Here is a 20,027-nt window from a genome sequence, read left to right as displayed (position 1 = left end):
AATATTCAACAAAAATAAAAACAATCACAACGCCTGTTATGATTGTTCCTGATTTTTTTGCTGTATCTCTTTTAATGCTTCAACTCTCTGCGGATCTTCCTCAAAATATTGCAAAAGATCCCCGATCCTGTCGATGGCATTCCAGCTTAAATGATGCTCGATTCCTTCTACGTCGTCAAAGATTTTTTCCTGGTCAACACCGATAACTTTTAAAAAGCCTTCCAGTAATTCATGCCGGTAAACGAGGCGTTTGCCGAGTTTTTTTCCGTTTGGGGTTAATACGAATCCGCGATACTTTTCATAGACGAGGTACTTTCCTTTATCCAGCTTTTGTATCATTTTTGTAACTGAGGAGGGATGTACTTCCAGACTTTCAGCAAGATCAGAAACCCTGGCATATCCTTTTTCTTCAATTAACGCATAGATTCGTTCAATATAATCTTCCATGCTGGGTGTTGGGGGCATGCTGTTCCCTCCGATTCATTCTTTCTCTGCTCTGTCTAAAATTTTACTATACAAAAGAAAGGGTGACAAGGCTGTTTGATTTATATGTAACAGAGTGCACTCTGGGCTCTGCGCTTTCGTGATGAATTTACTGCTTTCGGGCGGCTGAGAAGTTTTTTCGGGCGCCTTAAGAAAATATTCGGCCGGCAGTGGGATTTTGCCTTTCCAGTACTTCCGTCCGTAAAAAAAGAGGCCGACCCGCAGGTCATGCCTCTTTTATAAAAGAACTGTTCTTACAATCCACATTTTAGCTGAGTGTTGCAGTTCGTGCACGTGTTGCAGCCGCCGATTTCTTTTACTTTTCCTTTGCGGCAGACTGGGCATGTATTGCCAACCTCGTTTCCGACTGTAACATCTGTTGAGCGAAGATCGGTAATCGTATCTACAAGTACTACTTTACTTTTTTCTTCTTCCCCAAGGTTCATTTCTGTTTGTTCAAATGACTCCTCAGCCTTCAGCGTTAAGACTTGGGCATCACGGCTTCCGTCCACATACACGGTCCCGCCTTTTGCTCCGCCTTTGTATAAACGCTCATACACTTTTTTCACCTGATCGACAGAATAGCCCTTCGGCGCGTTCACCGTTTTACTTATGGAGCTGTCTACCCAGTTTTGGATCACACATTGCGTATCCGCATGCGCTTCAGGAGACAATTCCATAGCTGAAACAAAGAATTCAGGCAGGTTGTTTTCGTCCGCTTCCGGATTCCGATCCAAATATTCTTTGACGATATCCGCTTTCACTTCAATAAATTTACCCAGTCTTCCGCTTCTGAAGTACGAGAAGGAGAAGTAAGGTTCAAGCCCTGTCGAGACACCAACCATGGTCCCGGTGCTTCCTGTAGGAGCCACAGTTAATAAATGCGAGTTTCTGATCCCGTATTTCAAGATGCCTTGATGGATATCTTCCGGCAGTTTTTTCATATAGCCGGTTTTAATAAAGTTCTCACGAAGCTGTTTCGTTTCTGCTTCTGTCTTGCCCACCAGGAACGGGAAGCTTCCTTTTTCTTTGGCAAGCTCGATGGATGTACGGTATGCGGTAGTGGCGATGGTTTCAAAGATTTTATCCACCATCTTGTTTCCTTCTTCTGAACCGTACATTGTTTCGCAATAGATGAGTAGATCATGAAGACCCATGACACCAAGGCCGACACGGCGCTCACCGAGTGCTTGGATGCGGTTTGGTTCAAGGAAGTAAGGTGTCGCGTCAATTACATTGTCTTGCATTCTAACGCCAACTTCTACTGTGCGCTCCAATTTCTCAAAATCTATCGTTTTGTACTCTTTGTCTGCCATGGTGCCGAGGTTAACAGCAGCAAGGTTACAGACAGAATATGGTGCAAGAGGCTGTTCTCCACATGGATTTGTCGCTACAACCTTCTGCCCATAGGCAACAGCATTGGTCATGTCGTTAGCATTATCGATAAAGAAGATGCCTGGTTCAGCTGAATAGGTTGCACAAATGTTAATGAGGTTCCAAAGCTCTCTTGCTTTGATCCTTTTATAAACACGGATGCTGTAGCCCTTTTCTTCCCAGACTCTTACATCACCAGCTTCATGCCATTCTTTGTTGTAAGCTCTCATTTCTTCCGGTGTGTAATTTTCAACGTTCGGGAAGCGAAGAGCGTACTCTTCATCATTTTCTACAGCTTCCATAAATTCTTTCGTGATCGTTACTGAGATATTCGCCCCTGTCAGGAATTCGGAATTGTGAACACTGTATGTTCCCCCATCACGCAGCATACGCTCTGCCTCACGGTGAACATCTGCATCAAATCCACCTGTTCCCGGAATCTCCTTGTAACGTAGAATTCCTTCATACATCGCTTTTTCCGTCGGTGTCAGCGGAGTAAATTTAAGCTTGTCCTGAGCGACCTGCTTAATTTTTTCGTCCTCTGTATTTTCGATCAGGTAACGAAGGATTCTTGGGTTTTGCATTTTTGAAATAATAAAATCGATAATGTCAGGGTGCCAATCCGCGAGCATGATCATCTGAGCGCCGCGGCGACTCCCGCCCTGCTCAACCAGATGGGTAAGCTTCGCAATATCATCCAGCCATGATACCGATCCGGATGATTTCCCGTTTACTCCGCGCGCCAGAGCGTTTCTCGGCCTTAAGGTCGAACCGTTTGTTCCTACCCCTCCGCCGCGGCTCATGATCTCCATTACTTGTTTACGATGATCAGAGATTCCTTCTCTTGAATCCTTTACATAAGGCATCACGTAGCAGTTGAAATACGTAACGTCTGTTTCTGCACCGGCACCATATAGAACACGTCCTGCCGGAATAAAGTTCATCTCGGAAAGTTCTTTGTAAAACTTCTCGAAAGATTCCTGACGTTTTTCTTCAGTGGTTTCCACACTTGCTAGCCCTGTCGCATTTCTCTTTGCGATCTGCTCATAAAACACTTCAAGCGGCTTGTCCATCACGTCCAAAGAACGGTTGATAATTCCTGATTCCGCTTCCTCCGGCTTATCAAGGGCAGACTTGAACTCATCTTCTACCCTGACACGCGCAGTTTTCGCTTCCCAATCGATACTGACGATGTATCCAAGTCCTCTCGCAGGGAATTTCGGGTCTTCTTTGACCGTTAATACAACGAAATCTCCTTCCTTTAATGTTTTCCTCTCTGTATCTTTAAAACTGTACCTGTCCAGCATTACAAGACGGGAAACACCTTTATGCGCTGTTTTCATGTCACCTGTTATGGGGTGTACTTGGGGAAATTGTTCAATATCCTTATTCAGCATTTCAATGTTAATTCCTGAAGGGTCATGTACCGCTACTCCCATCATTCTCCTCCTTATGAAAAAATCCAATCTTTTTTCTATATGTTGTATGTAGTTAAGTTACCACTATACTATATATAGGTAAACCTGTTGTCAAAATATTTATCTTGTCAAACTAGAAAAACCAAGCTTTATTAAGAAAAACATAGAATTTGATGTTTTTCCCGCTTCAAATCCCCTCAATTCTACACATTTAAAGATTGAAAAAAATACCAACGAAAGGAACCTTGTAACATCGGGCTTTATTGAACATCCTTGTGGACGGCCCAAAAATTTTTTCTGGCTTGACAAGTGCAAAAAATAAAAACCGAGACAGCCATCGTTGTCCCGATTTCCACCTTATCTTCTAAACGTCCATTCTTTGCTTCTATATCTTGATTCAGCGATCTGTTCTACTTCTTTCTCCTGCTCTTCATTCAAAGTGTACGGCTGCAGATCGAGATGCAATCCTTCTTCAAACCCGGCATGGAAAGCTTTCTTCGCTTCTTCTTGTGTGACCGGTGTTTCCCTGAGCTGGTTCATGGCTACCGCCTTATTCTTAAAAGCCTTCTGCATCCGCTCACGGACACGTTCACTGGAGTACACAAAAAGATCAAACAGCTTGTCTTCATCCAGATCCAGGAGGATGGAACCATGCTGCAGAATAACCCCTTTTTGGCGGGTTTGAGCACTGCCGGCTACTTTTCTCCCCTCTACCACGAGTTCGTACCAGGAAGGAGCATCAAAACAGACAGCCGAGCGAGGGTTTTTCAATCCCGCCTTCTCTTCCTCTGTACGCGGGATGGCAAAATAGGCGTCCAAACCAAGGTTGCGGAAACCTTGCAGAATGCCCTCGGATATAACCCGGTAGGCTTCCGTCACTGTTTTTGGCATGTTATGATGCTCTTCGGTAACAATCACACTATATGTAAGCTCCTGATCATGGAGAACTCCGCGGCCTCCCGTCGGACGGCGCACAAAGCCAAGGCCGTATTTTTCAACCGCCTCAAGGTTAATCTCCTTTTCGGCCTTCTGAAAGTAGCCGATGGACAGCGTTGCTGGATTCCAGCCATAGAACCGTATGACCGGTGGAATTTTGCCTTCGCTGTGCCACGTCAGTAATGCTTCATCCAATGCCATGTTATAGGCAGGATCACAGTTTCCTGAATCAATGAATAACCACTTTTCTCTCTCCATATAACTATCTCCTTTTTAGTACCCTACTAGTTTATCAAAACTATGACTCCTGTCAAAACATCAAGTACTGCCAATTTTTTTATATTATTCTTTTGATTCTGGCGGGCTGTGAAGATATAATTGTAGGAGATAGAAAAAAGGAGTGCAAATGAAATGGAATGGATTATCGTTCTTGCTATTTTGGCAGCGGTTCTCGTCTACCTCGTAGTGACCGCGCTGTATCAAAAGAAATATTTAACAACGCTAAGCGAAGAGGAATTCAGAGCTGGATACCGTAAAGCACAGCTGATTGATGTCCGGGAACCGGAGGAATTTAAAAAAGGGCATATACTTGGTGCGAGGAACATTCCTCTGACACAAATGAAACAGCGTAAAATTGAAATTCGCCAGGACAAGCCGGTCTATCTATACTGCGAGAGCGGTATGCGCAGTGCCAGAGCCGCACAATTCCTGCGTAAAAATAAATATACTGACCTTTCTCATTTGAGAGGCGGATTTAAAAAATGGACTGGCAAAGTTAAATCATCATGATAAAAGGTTCGGGAGTAATCTCCCGAACCTTTTTTATTAGTATTCTACTTTACATAACGTAACACTGGTTTACGGGCAGCCATCGCCTCATCCAGTCTTTTGACAACTGTTGAGTGCGGCGCCTCCTGAACGACTTCTGGAGACTTTTCGGCTTCCTGAGCAATTTGGATCATCGCATCGATGAATTCATCCAGCGTCTCTTTTGACTCGGTTTCTGTCGGTTCGATCATAATCGCCTCTTCTACGCTAAGAGGGAAATAGATGGTCGGCGGATGATAACCGAAATCAAGCAGGCGCTTTGCCATGTCCAGTGTACGTACTCCGAGCTTCTTCTGTCTTCTGCCGGACAGTACAAACTCGTGTTTGCAATGCTGTGTGAACGGAAGATCAAAATGCGGCTCAAGCCTTCTCATCAAATAGTTGGCGTTTAGCACCGCATACTCTGATACATTCTTAAGTCCCTTTGGACCCATCGTACGGATATAGGTGTAGGCGCGGACATTTATGCCGAAGTTTCCGTAGTATGGTTTTACTCGGCCGATGGATTGTGGACGATCGTATTCAAACGTGAATCCTTCTTCTTTTTTCACAAGAACAGGTTTTGGCAGGAACGGGATCAAGTCTTTCTTCACTCCAACCGGACCAGATCCAGGTCCGCCGCCGCCGTGAGGGCCTGTGAACGTTTTATGAAGGTTTAAATGCACGACATCAAAACCCATGTCTCCCGGGCGTGTGTAGCCCATGATGGCATTCATATTGGCACCATCGTAGTAAAGTTTTCCTCCGGCTTCATGGACGATAGCCGCCATTTCAAGGATGTGCTCCTCAAAAAGACCGAGTGTATTTGGGTTCGTCAGCATAAGAGCGGCTGTATCTTCCCCTACAACACGGCGAAGGTCGTCAAGGTCAACAAGTCCGCGCTCATCGGATTTAACGGTAATAGAATCAAAACCCGCAACGGTTGCTGATGCAGGATTCGTTCCGTGAGCCGAGTCAGGAACGATGACTTTTGTACGGTGGCTGTCACCATTTGCTTCATGGTAAGCACGGATCATCATTAATCCTGTCCACTCTCCATGGGCACCGGCTGCCGGCTGAAGGGTTACTTCGTCCATCCCCGTAATTTCAGCAAGAGAGGTCTGAAGGTTATAAAGCATCTCCATCGCACCCTGAACAGTTTCTTCGTCCTGAAGAGGGTGGATCTGTGCAAATCCAGGGTATCGTGCCACATCTTCATTAATTTTTGGATTGTACTTCATCGTGCAGGAACCAAGCGGATAGAATCCGGAGTCTACACCGTGGTTGCGTTTAGAAAGAGCCGTATAATGGCGCATAATCTGAAGCTCGGAAACTTCAGGAAGCTCAGCTGGCTCTTCACGGACATAATCAGAAGGAATAAGACTATCCAGGCTTACTTCCGGAACATCAAGATCGGGAAGACTGTAGCCGACTCTGCCCTCTTTGGACAATTCAAAAATAAGTGCTGTATCATGATTGTTCATTATAGACCCTCCAATACCGTTGCCAGTTTATCAATCTCAAGCTTAGTACGCAGTTCAGTAACTGCAATGAGCATGTGATTTTCAAGGTCAGGATAATCCCGGCCCAAATCATATCCGCCGATCATCCCGTTTTCAATCAATTCTTTATTGATGGCTTTTACAGGTTTGTTCAGTTTTACGACAAATTCGTTAAAGAAAGGTGCACTAAATGGAACGGAAAGACCTTTTTCTTCAAGAACATTCTTTGCGTAATGCGCTTTCTGGATATTCTGTCCTGCAATATCTCTGATGCCCTGCTTTCCAAGAGCGGTCATGGCAACAGAAGCAGCCAGGGCATTCAATGCCTGATTCGAACAGATGTTAGAGGTCGCTTTGTCGCGGCGGATATGCTGCTCACGAGCCTGCAGTGTCAATACAAAACCTCTTTTGCCGTTCTCATCGACCGTCTGTCCGACGAGACGTCCCGGAACCTTTCTCATCAGCTTTTGTGTTACGGCAAAATAGCCGCAATGAGGTCCGCCAAACCCTTGAGGAATTCCGAAAACCTGTGCATCTCCCACGACAATGTCTGCTCCAAACTTGCCAGGAGGAGTAAGTACTCCCAATGACAGCGGATTACTCGAAACAACGAACATGGCTTTTTCGCTGTGAACAATTTCCTCAATCTCTTTCAATGATTCCACTTGGCCAAAGAAGTTAGGATATTGTACGAGTACACAGGCGGTCTCTCCATCCACCGCTTCTTTAAGCTGATCCAGATCCGTCAGTCCATCCTTTGTTCCCACCTCAACAACTTCGAGAAACTGTCCGTTAGCGTAGGTTTGAAGAACAGCACGGGATTCCGGGTGAACACTTTTGGATACGATAATCTTTTTGCGTTTCGTTTGTCCTGAAGATAACAATGCCGCTTCTGCAAGGGCTGTTCCCCCATCGTACATGGATGAATTCGCTACATCCATGCCTGTAAGCTCACAGATCATCGTCTGGAATTCGAAGATTGCCTGAAGTTCTCCCTGAGAGATTTCGGGCTGGTACGGTGTATAAGCTGTATAGAATTCAGAGCGGAGTGTTACATGGTTTACGATTGATGGTGTGTAATGGTCATAGACACCCGCACCTAAAAAGCTTGGATAGTCTTTCGTATTTTTGTTTTTTTGCGCAAGTCCTGACATGTATTTTACAAGCTCTGGCTCAGAAAAGGCCTTTTCAATCTGAAGTTCTCCTTTAAAGCGGACCTTTTCTGGAATATCTTTGAACAATTCTTCTGTCGATGCTATACCGACAGCTTTCATCATTTCCTTTTTATCTTGCTCTGTCATCGGCAAATAACGAAACGTCATGTGAATATCCTCCCCAGTGGCTAATTTAGCTGCGTTTATAGAACGGCGACTTAACGATAACCGCCTTTAATCGTTTTTGTCTTACTTGTACTTCCACTTCTGTTCCTAATTCAGTAAACTCGCTTTTTATCAGAGCCAGACCCAGATTCTTTTTCAGAGTCGGTGATTGAGTGCCTGTGGTGACTTCTCCGATGCGTTCTCCATCCTTGAAAACTTCATAATGAGACCGTGGAATACCCTTGTCGATCATCTCAATACCCACCAGCTTACGAGGTGCGCCTTCTTCTTTCTGTTGTTTGAGGACTTCCTTGCCGATAAAATCTGCTTCTTTATCCGTTTTTACTGCGAAACCGATTCCCGCTTCGATCGGAGTGATGTCTTTTGTCAGCTCCTGGCCGTAAAGCGCAAGTTTCGCTTCAAAACGCAGCGTATCCCTTGCACCTAAACCGCATGGAAGAATTCCCTCTTCTGCACCTGCTTTGAGGATAAGATCCCAAAGCTTGACTGCAGCCTCAGGACGGCAGTAGATTTCAAATCCGTCTTCACCTGTATAGCCCGTGCGTGATACAAGCGCTCTGTTGCTTTGCAGGTCTACATCATTTTTAAATTTAAAAAAGCCAATGGAGGACAGCTCTGTATCAGTCAGCTTCTGAAGAATCTTCTCTGCAGCGGGCCCCTGCAAAGCGAGCTGAGCTGTAGAATCAGAGATATTGGTCAGCTCAACGCCTTCTGTTACATGTGACTCAAGCCAGTTAAAATCCTTTTCGATGTTGGATGCATTCACAACGAGAAGATAATGCTGATCACTGTGCTTATAGACAAGCAGGTCGTCAACAGTGCCCCCGTTTTCAAAGCACATTATGGTATATTGTGCGCTTCCGTCTTTCAGCTTGGAGATGTCATTGGTGAGCATGTACTGCAAGAAGTTCGTTGCTCCTTCACCTTTCACTTCAAATTCACCCATGTGAGATACATCAAAGAGCCCGGCTTTTGTACGGACTGCCTCATGCTCTTCCCCTATACGGGAAAACTGGACAGGAAGCTCCCATCCGCCAAAGTCGATGACTTTGCCGCCATGGCCCTTGTAAACTTCAAAAAGTGGTGTACGCTTTAATTCCCCCATTACTCTTCCTCCTTTTAATCCATCATTGGTAATATTCAAAAAATTCCAAGTAAAAATCACACAAGTTGATCCGTTGAACAGGATATCACGAAAAAAGGACAGAGAAATACCTTTGCCAGGTATCCCTCTGTCCTTTAACCAGTAAGTTTCTCAGGGGCTTGCCCCTTCGTTTCTTCGTTGGTGGCCGCGTGACCGCGGACGCTCTCCAGAGACGCGTCAAACAAGAGTCTTTTTGCCTGAGAGTTTCGCTCCCGCTTGCTCCTTCGGCGCTACCGAAATAGTCTCTCCTCTTGCTTTCATTCGCAAGTATGTAATTATATTCCATCGTCCATACTAAATATATGTTTTTACCTTGGAAACACATTATTATCCTATCATTATTTCAGTTTAAAAAGCAACGCCATTTTGGGAATCTGTATACCATTACCTATAGGTGCGCTATCCGTACAGAGAAAGGAAAGCAGTAGATGAATCTCAACATTAACTTTAACCGGGACTGGCATGAAGACTTTGTGAAAAGAATGGAAGATGACGGACCCTGGACAAAATGGGAGTTATATAATCTTGCGCTTGAAGCGGAGAAGAACCTGTCAATCCCTGATTTTCTCGGCCTTCAGGCACCGGATCATCTTCCGCAGCTGACATTTCTCCCCCATCAGCTTGAGGTCGCAAAAACGGTCATTGAAAAAATGAACGGAAAGGCCATTCTTGCAGATGAAGTCGGTCTGGGAAAGACCATTGAAGCAGGCTTGATTATTAAAGAATATATGATCCGGGGACTCGCTAAAAAGGTGCTCATTCTCGTACCGGCATCCCTTGTTCTTCAATGGACAGGAGAACTGAATCAAAAATTCTTCATCCCTGCAATAGCGCAGAAAAAATCCTATGTGTGGGAGCAGTGTGATGTTGTCGTCTCATCGATTGATACGGCAAAAAGGCAGCCCCACCGGGACATCGTACTCAATCAGGATTACGACATCATTGTCATTGATGAAGCACATAAACTTAAAAACAAAAATACGAAAAACTATGAATTCGTACAGCATTTGAAGAAAAAATTCTGTCTGCTGCTTACCGCCACACCTGTACAGAATCGGGTGGAAGAGATTTTTAACTTAGTGACTTTATTGAAACCCGGACATCTTGGCAATCAGGAGAATTTTGATAAAGACTTCCGCAACGATAAACATTCACTGAAAAATGAAGAGAAGCTAAAACAGCTCGTCAATAAAGTTATGGTCCGGAACCGCAGAGAAGAGACCGGCTTAAAATGGCCGAAACGGCTGGTCAAAACGATTCCAATCACACTCTCTGAGAGTGAGAGAGACTTGTACAATAGCATCTCGGATCTTAAAGAGCAGCCAAACTTTAATAGAAGCAAGTTCTCGATCCTGACATTGCAGCGAGAGGTATGCAGTTCAAGAGAAGCCTGCTTTCTTACTTTAAAGAACATGCTACAGAAAGATGCCGGAAACATCGCTACTGAACAGACCATTCTCCCATTGATGAAAAAGATTGAGAACGTTTCACAGAATTCAAAAGCACTGCAAACACTGGAACTGATACAGTCCATTAAAAATAAAGTTATAATTTTTACGGAATATAGAGCGACACAGCTATATTTGCAATGGTTTCTTCAACAGCATGGCATCTCCTCCGTCCCTTTTCGGGGAGGCTTTAAGCGAAGCAAAAAAGACTACATGACCCACTTGTTTAAAAACCATGCACAGGTTCTTATTGCCACTGAAGCAGGTGGCGAAGGAATCAACCTCCAATTTTGCCAGCACATCATTAACTATGATCTTCCCTGGAATCCTATGCGCATTGAACAGCGGATCGGGCGTATACACCGCATTGGGCAAAAAGGAGACGTTCATATTTATAATTTCGCGACACAGGACACCATTGAAGAACGAATCTTAAACCTTTTGTATAATAAGATCAATTTGTTTGAAAGTGTAATAGGTGAGCTTGATGAGATCCTTGCAAAATTCGAACTGAAAAACATCGAAACTTATATCTCGGATATCATGCTGAACTCGGAAAGCGAAGGAGAAATAAAAGTAAAAATGGACAATCTTGCCGCTCTTATTAATCTGGACGGAGGCATTAAAAAGAAAGGATGGGAAGAGCATGCAGCAGCACGAGATTCATCATTTTCTTGAACGTTATTTTGAATCGAACGACTGTATCGTAGAGGAAAAAAATCATAGTTACATGAAGATCCAGCTCACCGTTGAGCTGGATAAACTGCTGATGAACCGGCCCTTTTACTGGCACTATCTAGAGAAAACAGGCGGAACACCGAACCCGATGGCTCTTACTCTCATCACAGGCCAGCAGCATCCCCCCGACGCAAATGGGGAGTTTATTCACTTCGGTTCACCGAGGCTGCATCAGATTTTTGCCTCCACCAAGAAACTCGGTTCGTTCATCCGCATGTACGAAGCGATCCGCCAGGACTCCGGGCAGAACATCCCCTTAAATCCATGGCTCTGTGTGAATTTAAAAACCTCCTATCAATGTGACCGTAAAAAAGATATGATCTCTTCTTACGGCATTCATTTGATTACTGGGAAAATAGAAAGCAACTTTCATGAACAGCTTCGTTCACTTCCTCTTACCCGGAAAATCCCGGATTTCTGCTACACACTGTCTCCCTTCATCCGTCCGTTGAGCGGATTAAAACGAATCGAAGCAATCGTTGAGCAGCAAATACATGAAGATGATCACAGCTGGGCGGAGGATGCCGAAAACAGGTGGCGGGAGGATGAAGAACTATTGGATCGGTTTTATGAGGATGAAATCGAAAAGCCGGAATATTATCAGGTAGAAAAAGAGGCACTCCGTACGCAATACGAACCGAAAATTACCGTGGACATCATAAATGGCGGGCTCTTTTATTTGTCTGATACCTTTCTGTCATCATGAACACCAAAAGAATAGTGCAAAAAAAGGGGCTATCTTTAGCCCCCGATATATGACATTTCAATTTTTTCCTTCTTGCCTGCTCCATCTCTTCTCTCATCAGAATAGCGGTCGCTCCGGTTTTCCCAAAGATTTGTGATCATGTTATCAAGGTCATCTTTTGTTGCGCCTTCACGAAGTGGTGTCTTAAAATCCATTCCCTTCGAAGCAAAGAGACAAGTGAACACCTTTCCATCTGCAGATAGCCTTGCCCGTGTACAGGATGAACAGAAAGAATCACTAATTGAAGAGATGATGCCAATCTCATTTTCCCCATCAGCATATTGATAGCGGGAAGCTACCTCCCCGTAATAATTTTCAACTGACGGGAGAAGAGGAAGTTCTGTTTGAATGGCTTTAAGAATTTCTTCCTTTGTAACTACTTCCTTCATGTTCCAGCCGTTCGTTGTGCCGACATCCATAAATTCAATGAACCGCAGGATGTAGGGGGTTTTTTTAAAATAGGCTGCCATCGGCAAAATTTCCTGATCGTTAACCCCTTTGCGGACCATCATGTTGACTTTGACTTTAAGTCCTGCTTCGTGGGCTGCCTTCATCCCTTCTAAAACAGGATCGATTTCCAGCCCTCTTCCATTAATTCTGCCAAATAGTTCGGAATCCAGAGAATCAAGGCTTACAGTAACCCGGTCCATTCCTGCCTTCTTTAAGTCATGAGCGACACGGGGCAGAAGCACGCCATTGGTCGTCAGAGCAAGGTCCTTCAGACCGTGCAGCTGATTCAACCGGCCGATCAGTTCCGGGAGGTTCTTCCTCATAAGAGGCTCACCGCCCGTTATTCTCAGCTTCGTTACACCCAAGGAGATGAAGCGCTCGGCAATCGTTACGATCTCATCGAAGCTCAGCAGCTCTGTTTTTTCTAAAAATGGATAGTCCCCGTCAAAGATTTCTTTCGGCATACAATAGGTGCAGCGAAAATTGCATTGATCAGTGACTGAGATCCGCAAATCTTTAAGCGGTCTTTTCAGCCGATCATAAATCCCATTTTCTATAGCCATCTATACCACACTTCTTCGTTTAAATGATAGTTCAACATTATCATACTTCCAGTAGATTGAAAAATGATAAGAACAAAAGGGAACTTCACTTCCGGCGCTTCTTGAACATCAATCCCAGAGAAAAAGGGACCATGCCAAAAAGAGAAACGAGCACAGGCTGTTTTCGTTCCGCTTTTTGCTGTTTTAACATTTGTTTTTCCTCTGGAGACCTGCTCATTCTCTTAACGATTGCTTCAATGACAAACTTAAAATAGGTATTCATAAGATGACATCACCTTTTTATTGTTTGTCACCAGTTTGCCCGAAATCGGAACGACCTAACCTCGCTGTAATTTCTTCGACCGTTTCTTCTGGCTCATATCCCCCGGTCTCGATTACCCAATGGCAATCACGGTAAAGAGGAAGCCTCCTATCGTACAGCTTCTCCATCTCTATCTTTTTTTCATGATTGAACAATGGCCGGCTTCTGTCTTCTTTCAGTCTCTCAAAAATGGTATCGAGCGGGCAGCTTAGAAAAATAACAAACCCGTTTTCCAGCATGTATTTCCGGTTTTCCGCTGAAACGGCCATTCCTCCGCCCGTCGTAATGATCGCATCCTGCTGAGGAAGTTCAGGAAGGATAGAAGCTTCATAGCCCCTGAACACTACTTCTCCATGAACTGCAAAGATTTCTGCCACTTTTTGATTGTATTTTTCTTCAATGTAGTGATCAGTATCAACGACCGGCAAGTCTAATCTCTTGCCGAGCAGCGAACCGATCGTGGTTTTGCCGGATCCCATGAATCCTGTTAAAAAAATCGGTTTCAACTTGCACCCTCCACCCACTTCGTAATGCTTTTAGTCTCGCTATTATAATATATAACCACGCTTTTTGTCTGATGGTTTCGCAAACTTGCCGATATTTTTATTTCTATTGAAGGAGGTTGCCCTGTGGACACCACGCAATCCACCACTCCATGGTCGAACGCAAACCGGCCGGCTGGATTCTTATTTTTCTTTATGCTGTTAATCGCATCCCGGCTGGACTTCTCGATCATTGCATCCAGCTGCATCCGTTCCCTCTGTGCGTCAATGAACTGTTTCTCACCGATAAAAATGAGAAGCTGATGTGCTGCCAGCATCGAGAAGATAAGACAAAAAACGAGAACCGTGGGGAAAATATATCCTCGGCTATTCAAGAATTCACCAGAACAATTTCTGCCTGTCTGGCAAACACGCGTTTATAGACATGGGAGGCTGTGTCAGTGATGGATACCGTAACCAGCTGGCCAGTTACAGAAGGGCGAAAACGCTTTACAGAAAACAGCCAGATTTCATATCCTTGTCCATTGATCTGCTTTCGTATCCGGTTTTGATAGAAGGAATAGGTGACGGACTGTCCAGAAGAAGTGGTTAAGGTCAGTTTCTCTTCGCTTGCTTCCGCATTAACCGCTTCCCTTATGGCCTGACCGATCGCTGAATAAAAGGATTCCAATTCTTCCATTGAGACACCGCTTTGCACCGGAGGCGAAAGTACTTTTATGAGCAGCGGCGCAAAGCCCGCCAGCACGATAAAGATGGACAGCGCCACCATTGCTTCAACGAGCGTAAACCCTTTTTGGCTAACCTTCATTGTTTAACAACATCACATTCACGATAGGCTCTTCCATTCTTCCCCGTAAATTCAATGCAGATCCTCCCTTCTTTCTTCTTCCATTGAAAATCTGCCGTACGTCCACGGATTATGGACGTCCCCCCTTCATCATCATTTCCGAATTCAATCAGTTTGTTAGATAAAAGCTCTAAAGCCTCCCTGTCTTGCTTAAGAGTGAAGCGTTCTGTATAAAGGGTGTGCAAGACCGGGCTAACTCCGCCAATTACGATTGACAAGACACTTAAGGCGAGAAGTGCTTCAAGCAAATAGTAACCTTTAGAATCTTTCAGCATAGAACCTGCCTTTTCCCAACAGAAATACCACCTTATATCTGCCAGCATCTGTTTTGATAATCATCGTTCCTGAAGTACTGATGTTTCCTATTTTATTGTACGTAATCTTCAAGGACATCGTTGCAGATTCAAATTGAATCTGCTTTGGGAATTTAACATTCTTATACACTTCGTTCATGCCGGTGGTAATAATATACCGGTTCTCACCCGGGAAAATATGCAAATGAACTAGCTTTTGCTCGTTTATCGCTGTTCGCTGTGTAAAATACAAGTCGCGCTTGAATTGCTCCAGAAAAAAATGCACTTCCCTTCCTTTGTAGTATTTCTGAAGTGAGGCGCAGGCAACACTCAACAGGATACTCCCGATCGAAAGAACGATGATCAGCTCCAGCAAGGTATAGCCGTTGATCCGTTTAATCAGCCGTTTCAACGACCGTTCCGCCTTTTAATTCCAGCGCGTTTCCGTTCGGACATTTGACCGTATCCACATACCCTTCCGTCACCAACGTATCTAAATCCGTCAATTTTTCTTCTTTATCGGCTTCATAAGCACCTACCTGGCCCTGAACCAGATCCAGTGTTGCCTTGCATCCGAGATTTTTAGCGACGCCAAGGTTTTTTGCCATGCTCGGCAGCGCTATTAAAAGCAATACAGAAATGATGAGGAGAACTATCATCATTTCGATCAGCGTGAAACCTTTTTCGTTCATATCTTTCATCCTAACTCTCCTTAATTATTGAATGGAATCCATCATTTTAAACATAGGCAAAAGCATCGAAACAAACATGACAAGAATCATGACCCCTATGAATAGAAACAGTACCGGCTGGACCACAACGATGTACTTTGCCATTTTTTCTTCTGCATAAGCGAGCAGTATTTCACTGTAAGCAATCAATTCTTTACCGAGCATTCCGCAGGATTGTCCATGAGCAATAATCATAGACAGCTCAGGAACAAAGTAGCGCTTTTGAGCAACGATATCTTCAAATCTTAGCCCGTTCACGAGCTCTTGCTTCATCAAAGCAGCCTCTGTTCGAAAAAATCGCATGTATTGATTTTGTTCGAGGATCTTTAACGCCTCATTGATCGCCAATCCTCCTTTTAGCAGGCTGCCCAGCTGAATAGAAAATTGATGGGTGATCAGGACAGGAAGTGTTCTTTTTACAATGGGAATTCTTAAGAGCAGCGAGATGCGTTTGGAAGGAGAAATTTTTTTCATTACAGCGATATACGCTGCAGCAGCCGTGACAGTAAACGCAGCAAACAGAAAAAAGAGGAAAGGAACTTTCTTTATTATGGAAATCATTACGATTGTAAAATAAGGGAAATTGATGTCTAAAGAGGAGTACAAAGATAAAAAGTGGGGGATCAGCAAGCGAAACATGATGAAACATATCGACAAAACGACAGCAAATAAGAATATCGGGTACCTTGTCGCTTTAATGAATCGTTCTTTGATTTCTTCCCTCTTCTGCAGCATTTTGGCACCTTCCATGACACTGAAGCGCAAATCACCATGTTTTTCGGACAACTCAAGAAAACCGAGCACATCGCCTGTAAATCTCTCTCGTGCCAATGCTTCATGAAGGGAGTATCCTCTTTTAAGGCAATCATACACCCGGTGAAGACCGTCTTGCATCCAGCGGTTCTGATGCAGCTTAAGTATTGCAATTGCTTTTGGGAGTGTGTAGCCCTGTTCCAGCAGCCTGCCAAGGCGCATCAAAAAAGCTCCCTGCTGTTTGTTCGACCAGTTCCTTCCCTTTTTCACAGCCTGTCCACCCCCCATCTCTCAAGGCTATGGGCAGGCAGAAATCCTAGAGCAATGCCTTGTTTTATAAAATGATTCAATGTTCTCTCACCATCCGGCCGATTCGAGTTGCCCCGAATCCACTCTATACCTTTTTCCAGCCCGGATCCTGACAGCAGTTCAAATAAACCCATTCTTTTATTTTTTCTTCTCATAAAACAATTAGTGTCGCACACTTCACCGCAATAGGGGCAGCGCAGCGAAATCAACCGCTGAGCAACAATGCCGAGCAGTGTTTGTTCAAGTTCCTGAATGGTCAAACCAAATTCGATCAACCGGAATAAACAGCCTAATGTGTCTTCTGCATGGACTGTCGAAAGCACTAAATGCCCCGTCATTCCGGCCCGGACCACGAGCTTGGCTGTAGCTTCATCCCTGATCTCACCGATCATGATAACATCGGGATCATGGCGAAGGAGTGATTTAAAGCCTTCCCCATACATAATTCCTGCTTTTTCATTCACTTCCATCTGCAAAAACAGATCAACTTTCTTTTCCACGGGATCTTCGAGTGTTAAGATATGGCGGGTATACAAGGATTGGATATGCTGAAGAAGAGAATACATGATGGTCGTTTTTCCTGAACCGGTCGGTCCTGAGAAGAGAATAAGGCCGCTGGCACGCTGCAATAGGGGGGAAAGTCCTTCGAGTGAGTGCGGAAACAGGGCTAAGGATTGAAATTCTGAAGGATGGGTCTGGGGAAGCAAGCGGATGACGAGGCTTTCATGAAAGGCAGTAGGCAGTGTGGAAAGCCTGAGATGAAGGAGATGGTCTTTGATGGTAACATCCATCGAACCGTCCTGAGGCCTGCGGCGTTCACCGATGTCCATACCAGCCTTAAATTTGAAATGGGAAACAAGTCTTTCAAAAATTACATAGGCTAATTCTTCTACCTGATGAAGCTGGCCATCGATCCTGAACTGGATCAGGCCTTTTTCCCTCTTGGGGACAAAATGAATATCTGAAGCATTGGTTCTTGCTGCGAGTTGGAGCAGTTCATCACTTTTCTTTTCAATGGGCAACGCGTTATCACCTTCTTTCTTAACTTAAAGGTAACTTTACGACATAATCTGCTAAATCCCTTCAAATAATTTACACTTTCTTGCATAAAATTTTCGACACAACCCATACTAAAATTATTCCGATGGGCTATAGCCAAGTGGTAAGGCAACGGACTTTGACTCCGTCACTCGTTGGTTCGAATCCAGCTAGCCCAGCCATCTTTTACGAAGAACACCTGCCATGTGTTCTTTTTTTGTTTTTCCAAATCCAGTTAGAATGGCATTTACAATCCAGTAAAAATTCATATATAATACAGAGGGAATGAGTTCTTCGGTGAAAAGGGAGGGATACATATGGCAAGAATGTACAAGGTTTTGGGCTTTTGGACTGGGATTATCGCAGTAATGGCCTATCTTGGGGACTTAACCAACATGTCACTGTTGTTTTTGGGCCAAACTATTTTATTTGTTTCACTAAGCTACTTAAATTTATCTGAGCGTATGTATATTTACATTTTTGGAGCTTATCTAACAGTCTTTTTTGTCGGTTTTACATACTGGACAACGTTCATGATGACTCCCGGAGCGGGCGGCCATTAAAAAGAAAAAAGAAAACGGTTGCCGTTTAACGGCAGCCGTCTTTTTTTTGGATTAGAACTTGAAAATAAGAGCTGATGGAGTTCTCCATGATCAGGGAACGGATCGCTCTGTTCTTCTTATGCACAGGTGAGAACGGATCTTGGCTGCCAGTATCGCGCAGATGATCTAGAATCCCGTTCTCCAGAAGAAAATCTGTCTGCTTTTGAAAATCATCCGCCCGGAATCCTGCTATTTTACCGATCGTTTTTACACTGTCCCAATGAACATGAGACGTTAGGTCCATCTCCCCGGGGAATTTCAGCGGATCGTTGATTTGCTGATGACGAAAATAACCGCGCAGACTCCCGTTTAAAAGATGGGGCATGTCCCACTCTTCCCTCGTATATCCGTAATCGACGAGCACTACTGCTCCGTTTTCAACCCATCCATAAAGATCGTTAAGCCAGTGTGTCATAGCCAGCGGAACCTCGATGGTCTGCCCGATGGAAAGCCCTCCGAGGTGTTCTGCGATCCACATGCCGAGTTCTGCATTAACCAATGGTTGTTCCTGCTCTACCAGGTTTCCTGTCTCATCTATGCATACCATGATTTCAGTCATACCTGTTTTTTCCTGTTTAACAACATGAACAGGCATCGCATCAAGAAGTTCATTGGCAAATAGAATCCCTTGAAAAAATGGGTATTCAGCCTTCATGTCTTCAAGAGAAAAATAATGGATGAAACGGTCCTCAGAAAGCTTGTCCTTTATTTTTCGTGCATGATAAGGACTCGACTCAACCACGATATATTCCAGATGCGGATAACCATTGGCCTCCCATTCATGGAGGACGCTTTTGGCAAACCTGCCGTCCCCTGCTCCGATCTCACAAAGAATAAAAGGTAGCTGCTGTTCCTGGAACATTCGATAAAACGCGTTTGCCCAAACGGCTCCAAAAGCATCGGCAGCTGCACTGCTCGTATAAAAATCCCCGTTCCTTCCAATCTTCACCCGCTCGTTTTGATAATAGCCCATTTGAGGAGCATACAGAGCCAGTCTCATATATTCCTCATAGGATATGACCTGGTTTGGCGAGTTTTTTATCTTCTCCCTGATCAAAGAGAGCATTTTAAAAACCGCTTAAGAAAGGATTGGAATCCATTTCGGCGCCAATTGCTGTCTCCGGTCCGTGGCCCGAAAGAACCATCGTTTCTTCAGGAAGGTTCAAGAGCTTGTCATGAATGCTCTTCAAGAGCAGCTCCTGATTCCCGCCATATAAATCTGTCCTTCCGATACTTCCTGCGAAAAGAGCGTCTCCTGAGAAGACCGTTTCCATGCTTGAAACATAATAAGATACACTGCCAGGAGAATGTCCTGGAGTTTCCAGCACCTGCAGGGAAATGCTGCCGATCTGCAGCTCTCCTTCCTCCGTGATCAGATGGTCTGCTTTTTTTGCTGTTATATCCTGCATGAAATGAGCGGAACCGTTCTTGTTCGGGTCTTCCAGCCAGTCCTTTTCCTTTTTATGGACATAAACAGGAATCTGCCATTTTCCCCTTACATCGTCTACAGCACCAATATGATCAAAATGGGCATGTGTCAGCAACACAGCAAGCGGCTTTACCCCTCGTTTTTCAACCAAGGAGATAATCTTTTTGCTCTCGCCGCCCGGGTCAAAAATGATCCCTTCCTTTTTTTCATTCCATAAAACATATGTATTCTCCTGAACTGGTCCGACAGTCAGCCGTTCCCATTTCATATGTA

Annotated in this window: 22 protein-coding genes, 1 tRNA gene and 1 riboswitch; of the genes, 5 read left to right on the top strand and 18 right to left on the bottom strand. The window is 44.4% G+C overall.

Annotation, left to right across the window (positions count from 1 at the left end; all coding sequences use genetic code 11):
• Positions 1 to 36 precede the first annotated feature (36 nt).
• The 3 genes from mntR to P4361_RS10225 all read right to left on the bottom strand — a co-directional run bounded on the left by mntR (position 37) and on the right by P4361_RS10225 (position 4,469).
• Positions 37 to 465 carry a transcriptional regulator MntR gene (mntR, locus tag P4361_RS10235; RefSeq protein WP_091004697.1) on the bottom strand — a complete coding sequence of 143 codons (429 nt, stop codon included), beginning with the start codon at positions 463 to 465 and terminating at the stop codon, positions 37 to 39.
• 272 nt (positions 466 to 737) lie between these two features.
• Positions 738 to 3,296 carry a vitamin B12-dependent ribonucleotide reductase gene (locus tag P4361_RS10230; protein ID WP_053357912.1) on the bottom strand — a complete coding sequence of 853 codons (2,559 nt, stop codon included), beginning with the start codon at positions 3,294 to 3,296 and terminating at the stop codon, positions 738 to 740.
• A gap of 336 nt (positions 3,297 to 3,632) precedes the next feature.
• On the bottom strand, positions 3,633 to 4,469 hold the full coding sequence (locus P4361_RS10225; protein WP_328089299.1) for a biotin/lipoate A/B protein ligase family protein: 837 nt from the start codon (positions 4,467 to 4,469) through the stop codon (positions 3,633 to 3,635).
• A 153-nt stretch (positions 4,470 to 4,622) separates the two neighbouring features.
• Here P4361_RS10225 and P4361_RS10220 point away from each other — a divergent pair, with 153 nt between their 5' ends.
• Complete coding sequence (locus tag P4361_RS10220; RefSeq protein ID WP_248253111.1) at positions 4,623 to 5,000, top strand: rhodanese-like domain-containing protein; 378 nt, start codon at positions 4,623 to 4,625, stop codon at positions 4,998 to 5,000.
• A gap of 44 nt (positions 5,001 to 5,044) precedes the next feature.
• Here the strand turns inward: P4361_RS10220 and gcvPB are convergent, their stop codons facing one another.
• Genes gcvPB through gcvT form a run of 3 tightly spaced genes read right to left on the bottom strand, consistent with a single transcriptional unit; the run spans position 5,045 to position 8,965 of the window.
• Positions 5,045 to 6,502, bottom strand: a complete 1,458-nt coding sequence (gene gcvPB, locus P4361_RS10215; RefSeq protein WP_328089297.1) for an aminomethyl-transferring glycine dehydrogenase subunit GcvPB — start codon at positions 6,500 to 6,502, stop codon at positions 5,045 to 5,047.
• A complete protein-coding gene (gcvPA, locus tag P4361_RS10210; RefSeq protein ID WP_256226025.1) occupies positions 6,502 to 7,842 on the bottom strand; it encodes an aminomethyl-transferring glycine dehydrogenase subunit GcvPA in 1,341 nt (446 codons plus the stop codon). Before gcvPA ends, gcvPB begins: the two co-directional genes overlap by 1 nt.
• Before the next feature lie 25 nt (positions 7,843 to 7,867).
• Entirely contained in the window at positions 7,868 to 8,965 is a 1,098-nt protein-coding gene (gene gcvT / locus P4361_RS10205; RefSeq protein ID WP_062235039.1) for a glycine cleavage system aminomethyltransferase GcvT, read from the bottom strand.
• A gap of 214 nt (positions 8,966 to 9,179) precedes the next feature.
• Positions 9,180 to 9,265, bottom strand: a riboswitch (glycine riboswitch).
• A 167-nt stretch (positions 9,266 to 9,432) separates the two neighbouring features.
• On the opposite strand from gcvT, the gene P4361_RS10200 reads away from it, so the two are divergent.
• Both P4361_RS10200 and P4361_RS10195 read left to right on the top strand, forming a co-directional pair.
• Positions 9,433 to 11,130 carry a DEAD/DEAH box helicase gene (locus P4361_RS10200; RefSeq protein ID WP_053357906.1) on the top strand — a complete coding sequence of 566 codons (1,698 nt, stop codon included), beginning with the start codon at positions 9,433 to 9,435 and terminating at the stop codon, positions 11,128 to 11,130.
• Positions 11,099 to 11,896 carry a YqhG family protein gene (locus P4361_RS10195; RefSeq protein WP_328089295.1) on the top strand — a complete coding sequence of 266 codons (798 nt, stop codon included), beginning with the start codon at positions 11,099 to 11,101 and terminating at the stop codon, positions 11,894 to 11,896. Before P4361_RS10200 ends, P4361_RS10195 begins: the two co-directional genes overlap by 32 nt.
• Positions 11,897 to 11,931: 35 nt before the next feature.
• On the opposite strand, the gene moaA is transcribed toward P4361_RS10195, so the two are convergent.
• The 10 genes from moaA to comGA form a co-directional block, all read right to left on the bottom strand.
• Positions 11,932 to 12,948, bottom strand: coding sequence for a GTP 3',8-cyclase MoaA (gene moaA, locus P4361_RS10190; protein WP_328089293.1), 1,017 nt, complete (start codon positions 12,946 to 12,948; stop codon positions 11,932 to 11,934).
• 85 nt (positions 12,949 to 13,033) lie between these two features.
• Positions 13,034 to 13,210 (bottom strand): YqzE family protein, encoded by a 177-nt coding sequence (locus tag P4361_RS10185; RefSeq protein WP_082683439.1) that lies wholly within the window; start codon positions 13,208 to 13,210, stop codon positions 13,034 to 13,036.
• Positions 13,211 to 13,227: 17 nt separating this feature from the next.
• The gene (locus P4361_RS10180) at positions 13,228 to 13,755 is read right to left on the bottom strand and encodes a shikimate kinase (RefSeq protein WP_328089292.1); all 528 of its coding nucleotides are present in this window, start codon (positions 13,753 to 13,755) and stop codon (positions 13,228 to 13,230) included.
• Positions 13,752 to 14,126 carry a competence type IV pilus minor pilin ComGG gene (comGG, locus tag P4361_RS10175; RefSeq protein ID WP_328089291.1) on the bottom strand — a complete coding sequence of 125 codons (375 nt, stop codon included), beginning with the start codon at positions 14,124 to 14,126 and terminating at the stop codon, positions 13,752 to 13,754. The genes P4361_RS10180 and comGG overlap by 4 nt, the downstream gene beginning before the upstream one ends.
• Positions 14,123 to 14,560 (bottom strand): competence type IV pilus minor pilin ComGF, encoded by a 438-nt coding sequence (gene comGF / locus P4361_RS10170; RefSeq protein WP_053357901.1) that lies wholly within the window; start codon positions 14,558 to 14,560, stop codon positions 14,123 to 14,125. The genes comGG and comGF overlap by 4 nt, the downstream gene beginning before the upstream one ends.
• Positions 14,557 to 14,874 carry a hypothetical protein gene (locus P4361_RS10165; protein WP_328089290.1) on the bottom strand — a complete coding sequence of 106 codons (318 nt, stop codon included), beginning with the start codon at positions 14,872 to 14,874 and terminating at the stop codon, positions 14,557 to 14,559. The genes comGF and P4361_RS10165 overlap by 4 nt, the downstream gene beginning before the upstream one ends.
• Entirely contained in the window at positions 14,858 to 15,304 is a 447-nt protein-coding gene (gene comGD / locus P4361_RS10160) for a competence type IV pilus minor pilin ComGD (protein ID WP_328089288.1), read from the bottom strand. Before comGD ends, P4361_RS10165 begins: the two co-directional genes overlap by 17 nt.
• Positions 15,288 to 15,593, bottom strand: coding sequence for a competence type IV pilus major pilin ComGC (comGC, locus tag P4361_RS10155; RefSeq protein ID WP_053357898.1), 306 nt, complete (start codon positions 15,591 to 15,593; stop codon positions 15,288 to 15,290). The genes comGD and comGC overlap by 17 nt, the downstream gene beginning before the upstream one ends.
• 15 nt (positions 15,594 to 15,608) lie before the next feature.
• A complete protein-coding gene (gene comGB / locus P4361_RS10150) occupies positions 15,609 to 16,646 on the bottom strand; it encodes a competence type IV pilus assembly protein ComGB (protein ID WP_328089287.1) in 1,038 nt (345 codons plus the stop codon).
• Entirely contained in the window at positions 16,643 to 17,707 is a 1,065-nt protein-coding gene (gene comGA, locus P4361_RS10145; protein WP_328089285.1) for a competence type IV pilus ATPase ComGA, read from the bottom strand. Before comGA ends, comGB begins: the two co-directional genes overlap by 4 nt.
• A gap of 123 nt (positions 17,708 to 17,830) precedes the next feature.
• Between comGA and P4361_RS10140 the strand changes: the two genes are divergently transcribed.
• A tRNA-Gln gene (locus P4361_RS10140) sits at positions 17,831 to 17,905 on the top strand.
• 135 nt (positions 17,906 to 18,040) lie between these two features.
• Positions 18,041 to 18,286, top strand: a complete 246-nt coding sequence (locus P4361_RS10135) for a DUF2626 domain-containing protein (RefSeq protein WP_062235012.1) — start codon at positions 18,041 to 18,043, stop codon at positions 18,284 to 18,286.
• A 25-nt stretch (positions 18,287 to 18,311) separates the two neighbouring features.
• Here the strand turns inward: P4361_RS10135 and P4361_RS10130 are convergent, their stop codons facing one another.
• Positions 18,312 to 19,325: an SAM-dependent methyltransferase gene (locus P4361_RS10130; protein WP_328089283.1), complete on the bottom strand. Its 1,014-nt coding sequence runs from the start codon at positions 19,323 to 19,325 to the stop codon at positions 18,312 to 18,314.
• 67 nt (positions 19,326 to 19,392) lie between these two features.
• A complete protein-coding gene (locus P4361_RS10125) occupies positions 19,393 to 20,022 on the bottom strand; it encodes an MBL fold metallo-hydrolase (RefSeq protein ID WP_328089281.1) in 630 nt (209 codons plus the stop codon).
• Positions 20,023 to 20,027 lie beyond the last annotated feature (5 nt).

It is taken from the genome of Fictibacillus sp. B-59209, from assembly GCF_036216745.1.
Classification (GTDB): Bacteria; Bacillota; Bacilli; order Bacillales; family Fictibacillaceae; genus Fictibacillus_C; species Fictibacillus_C marinisediminis.
The sequence above is the reverse complement of the archived record's forward strand: the minus strand, read 5'-3'. Positions and strand labels throughout refer to the sequence as shown.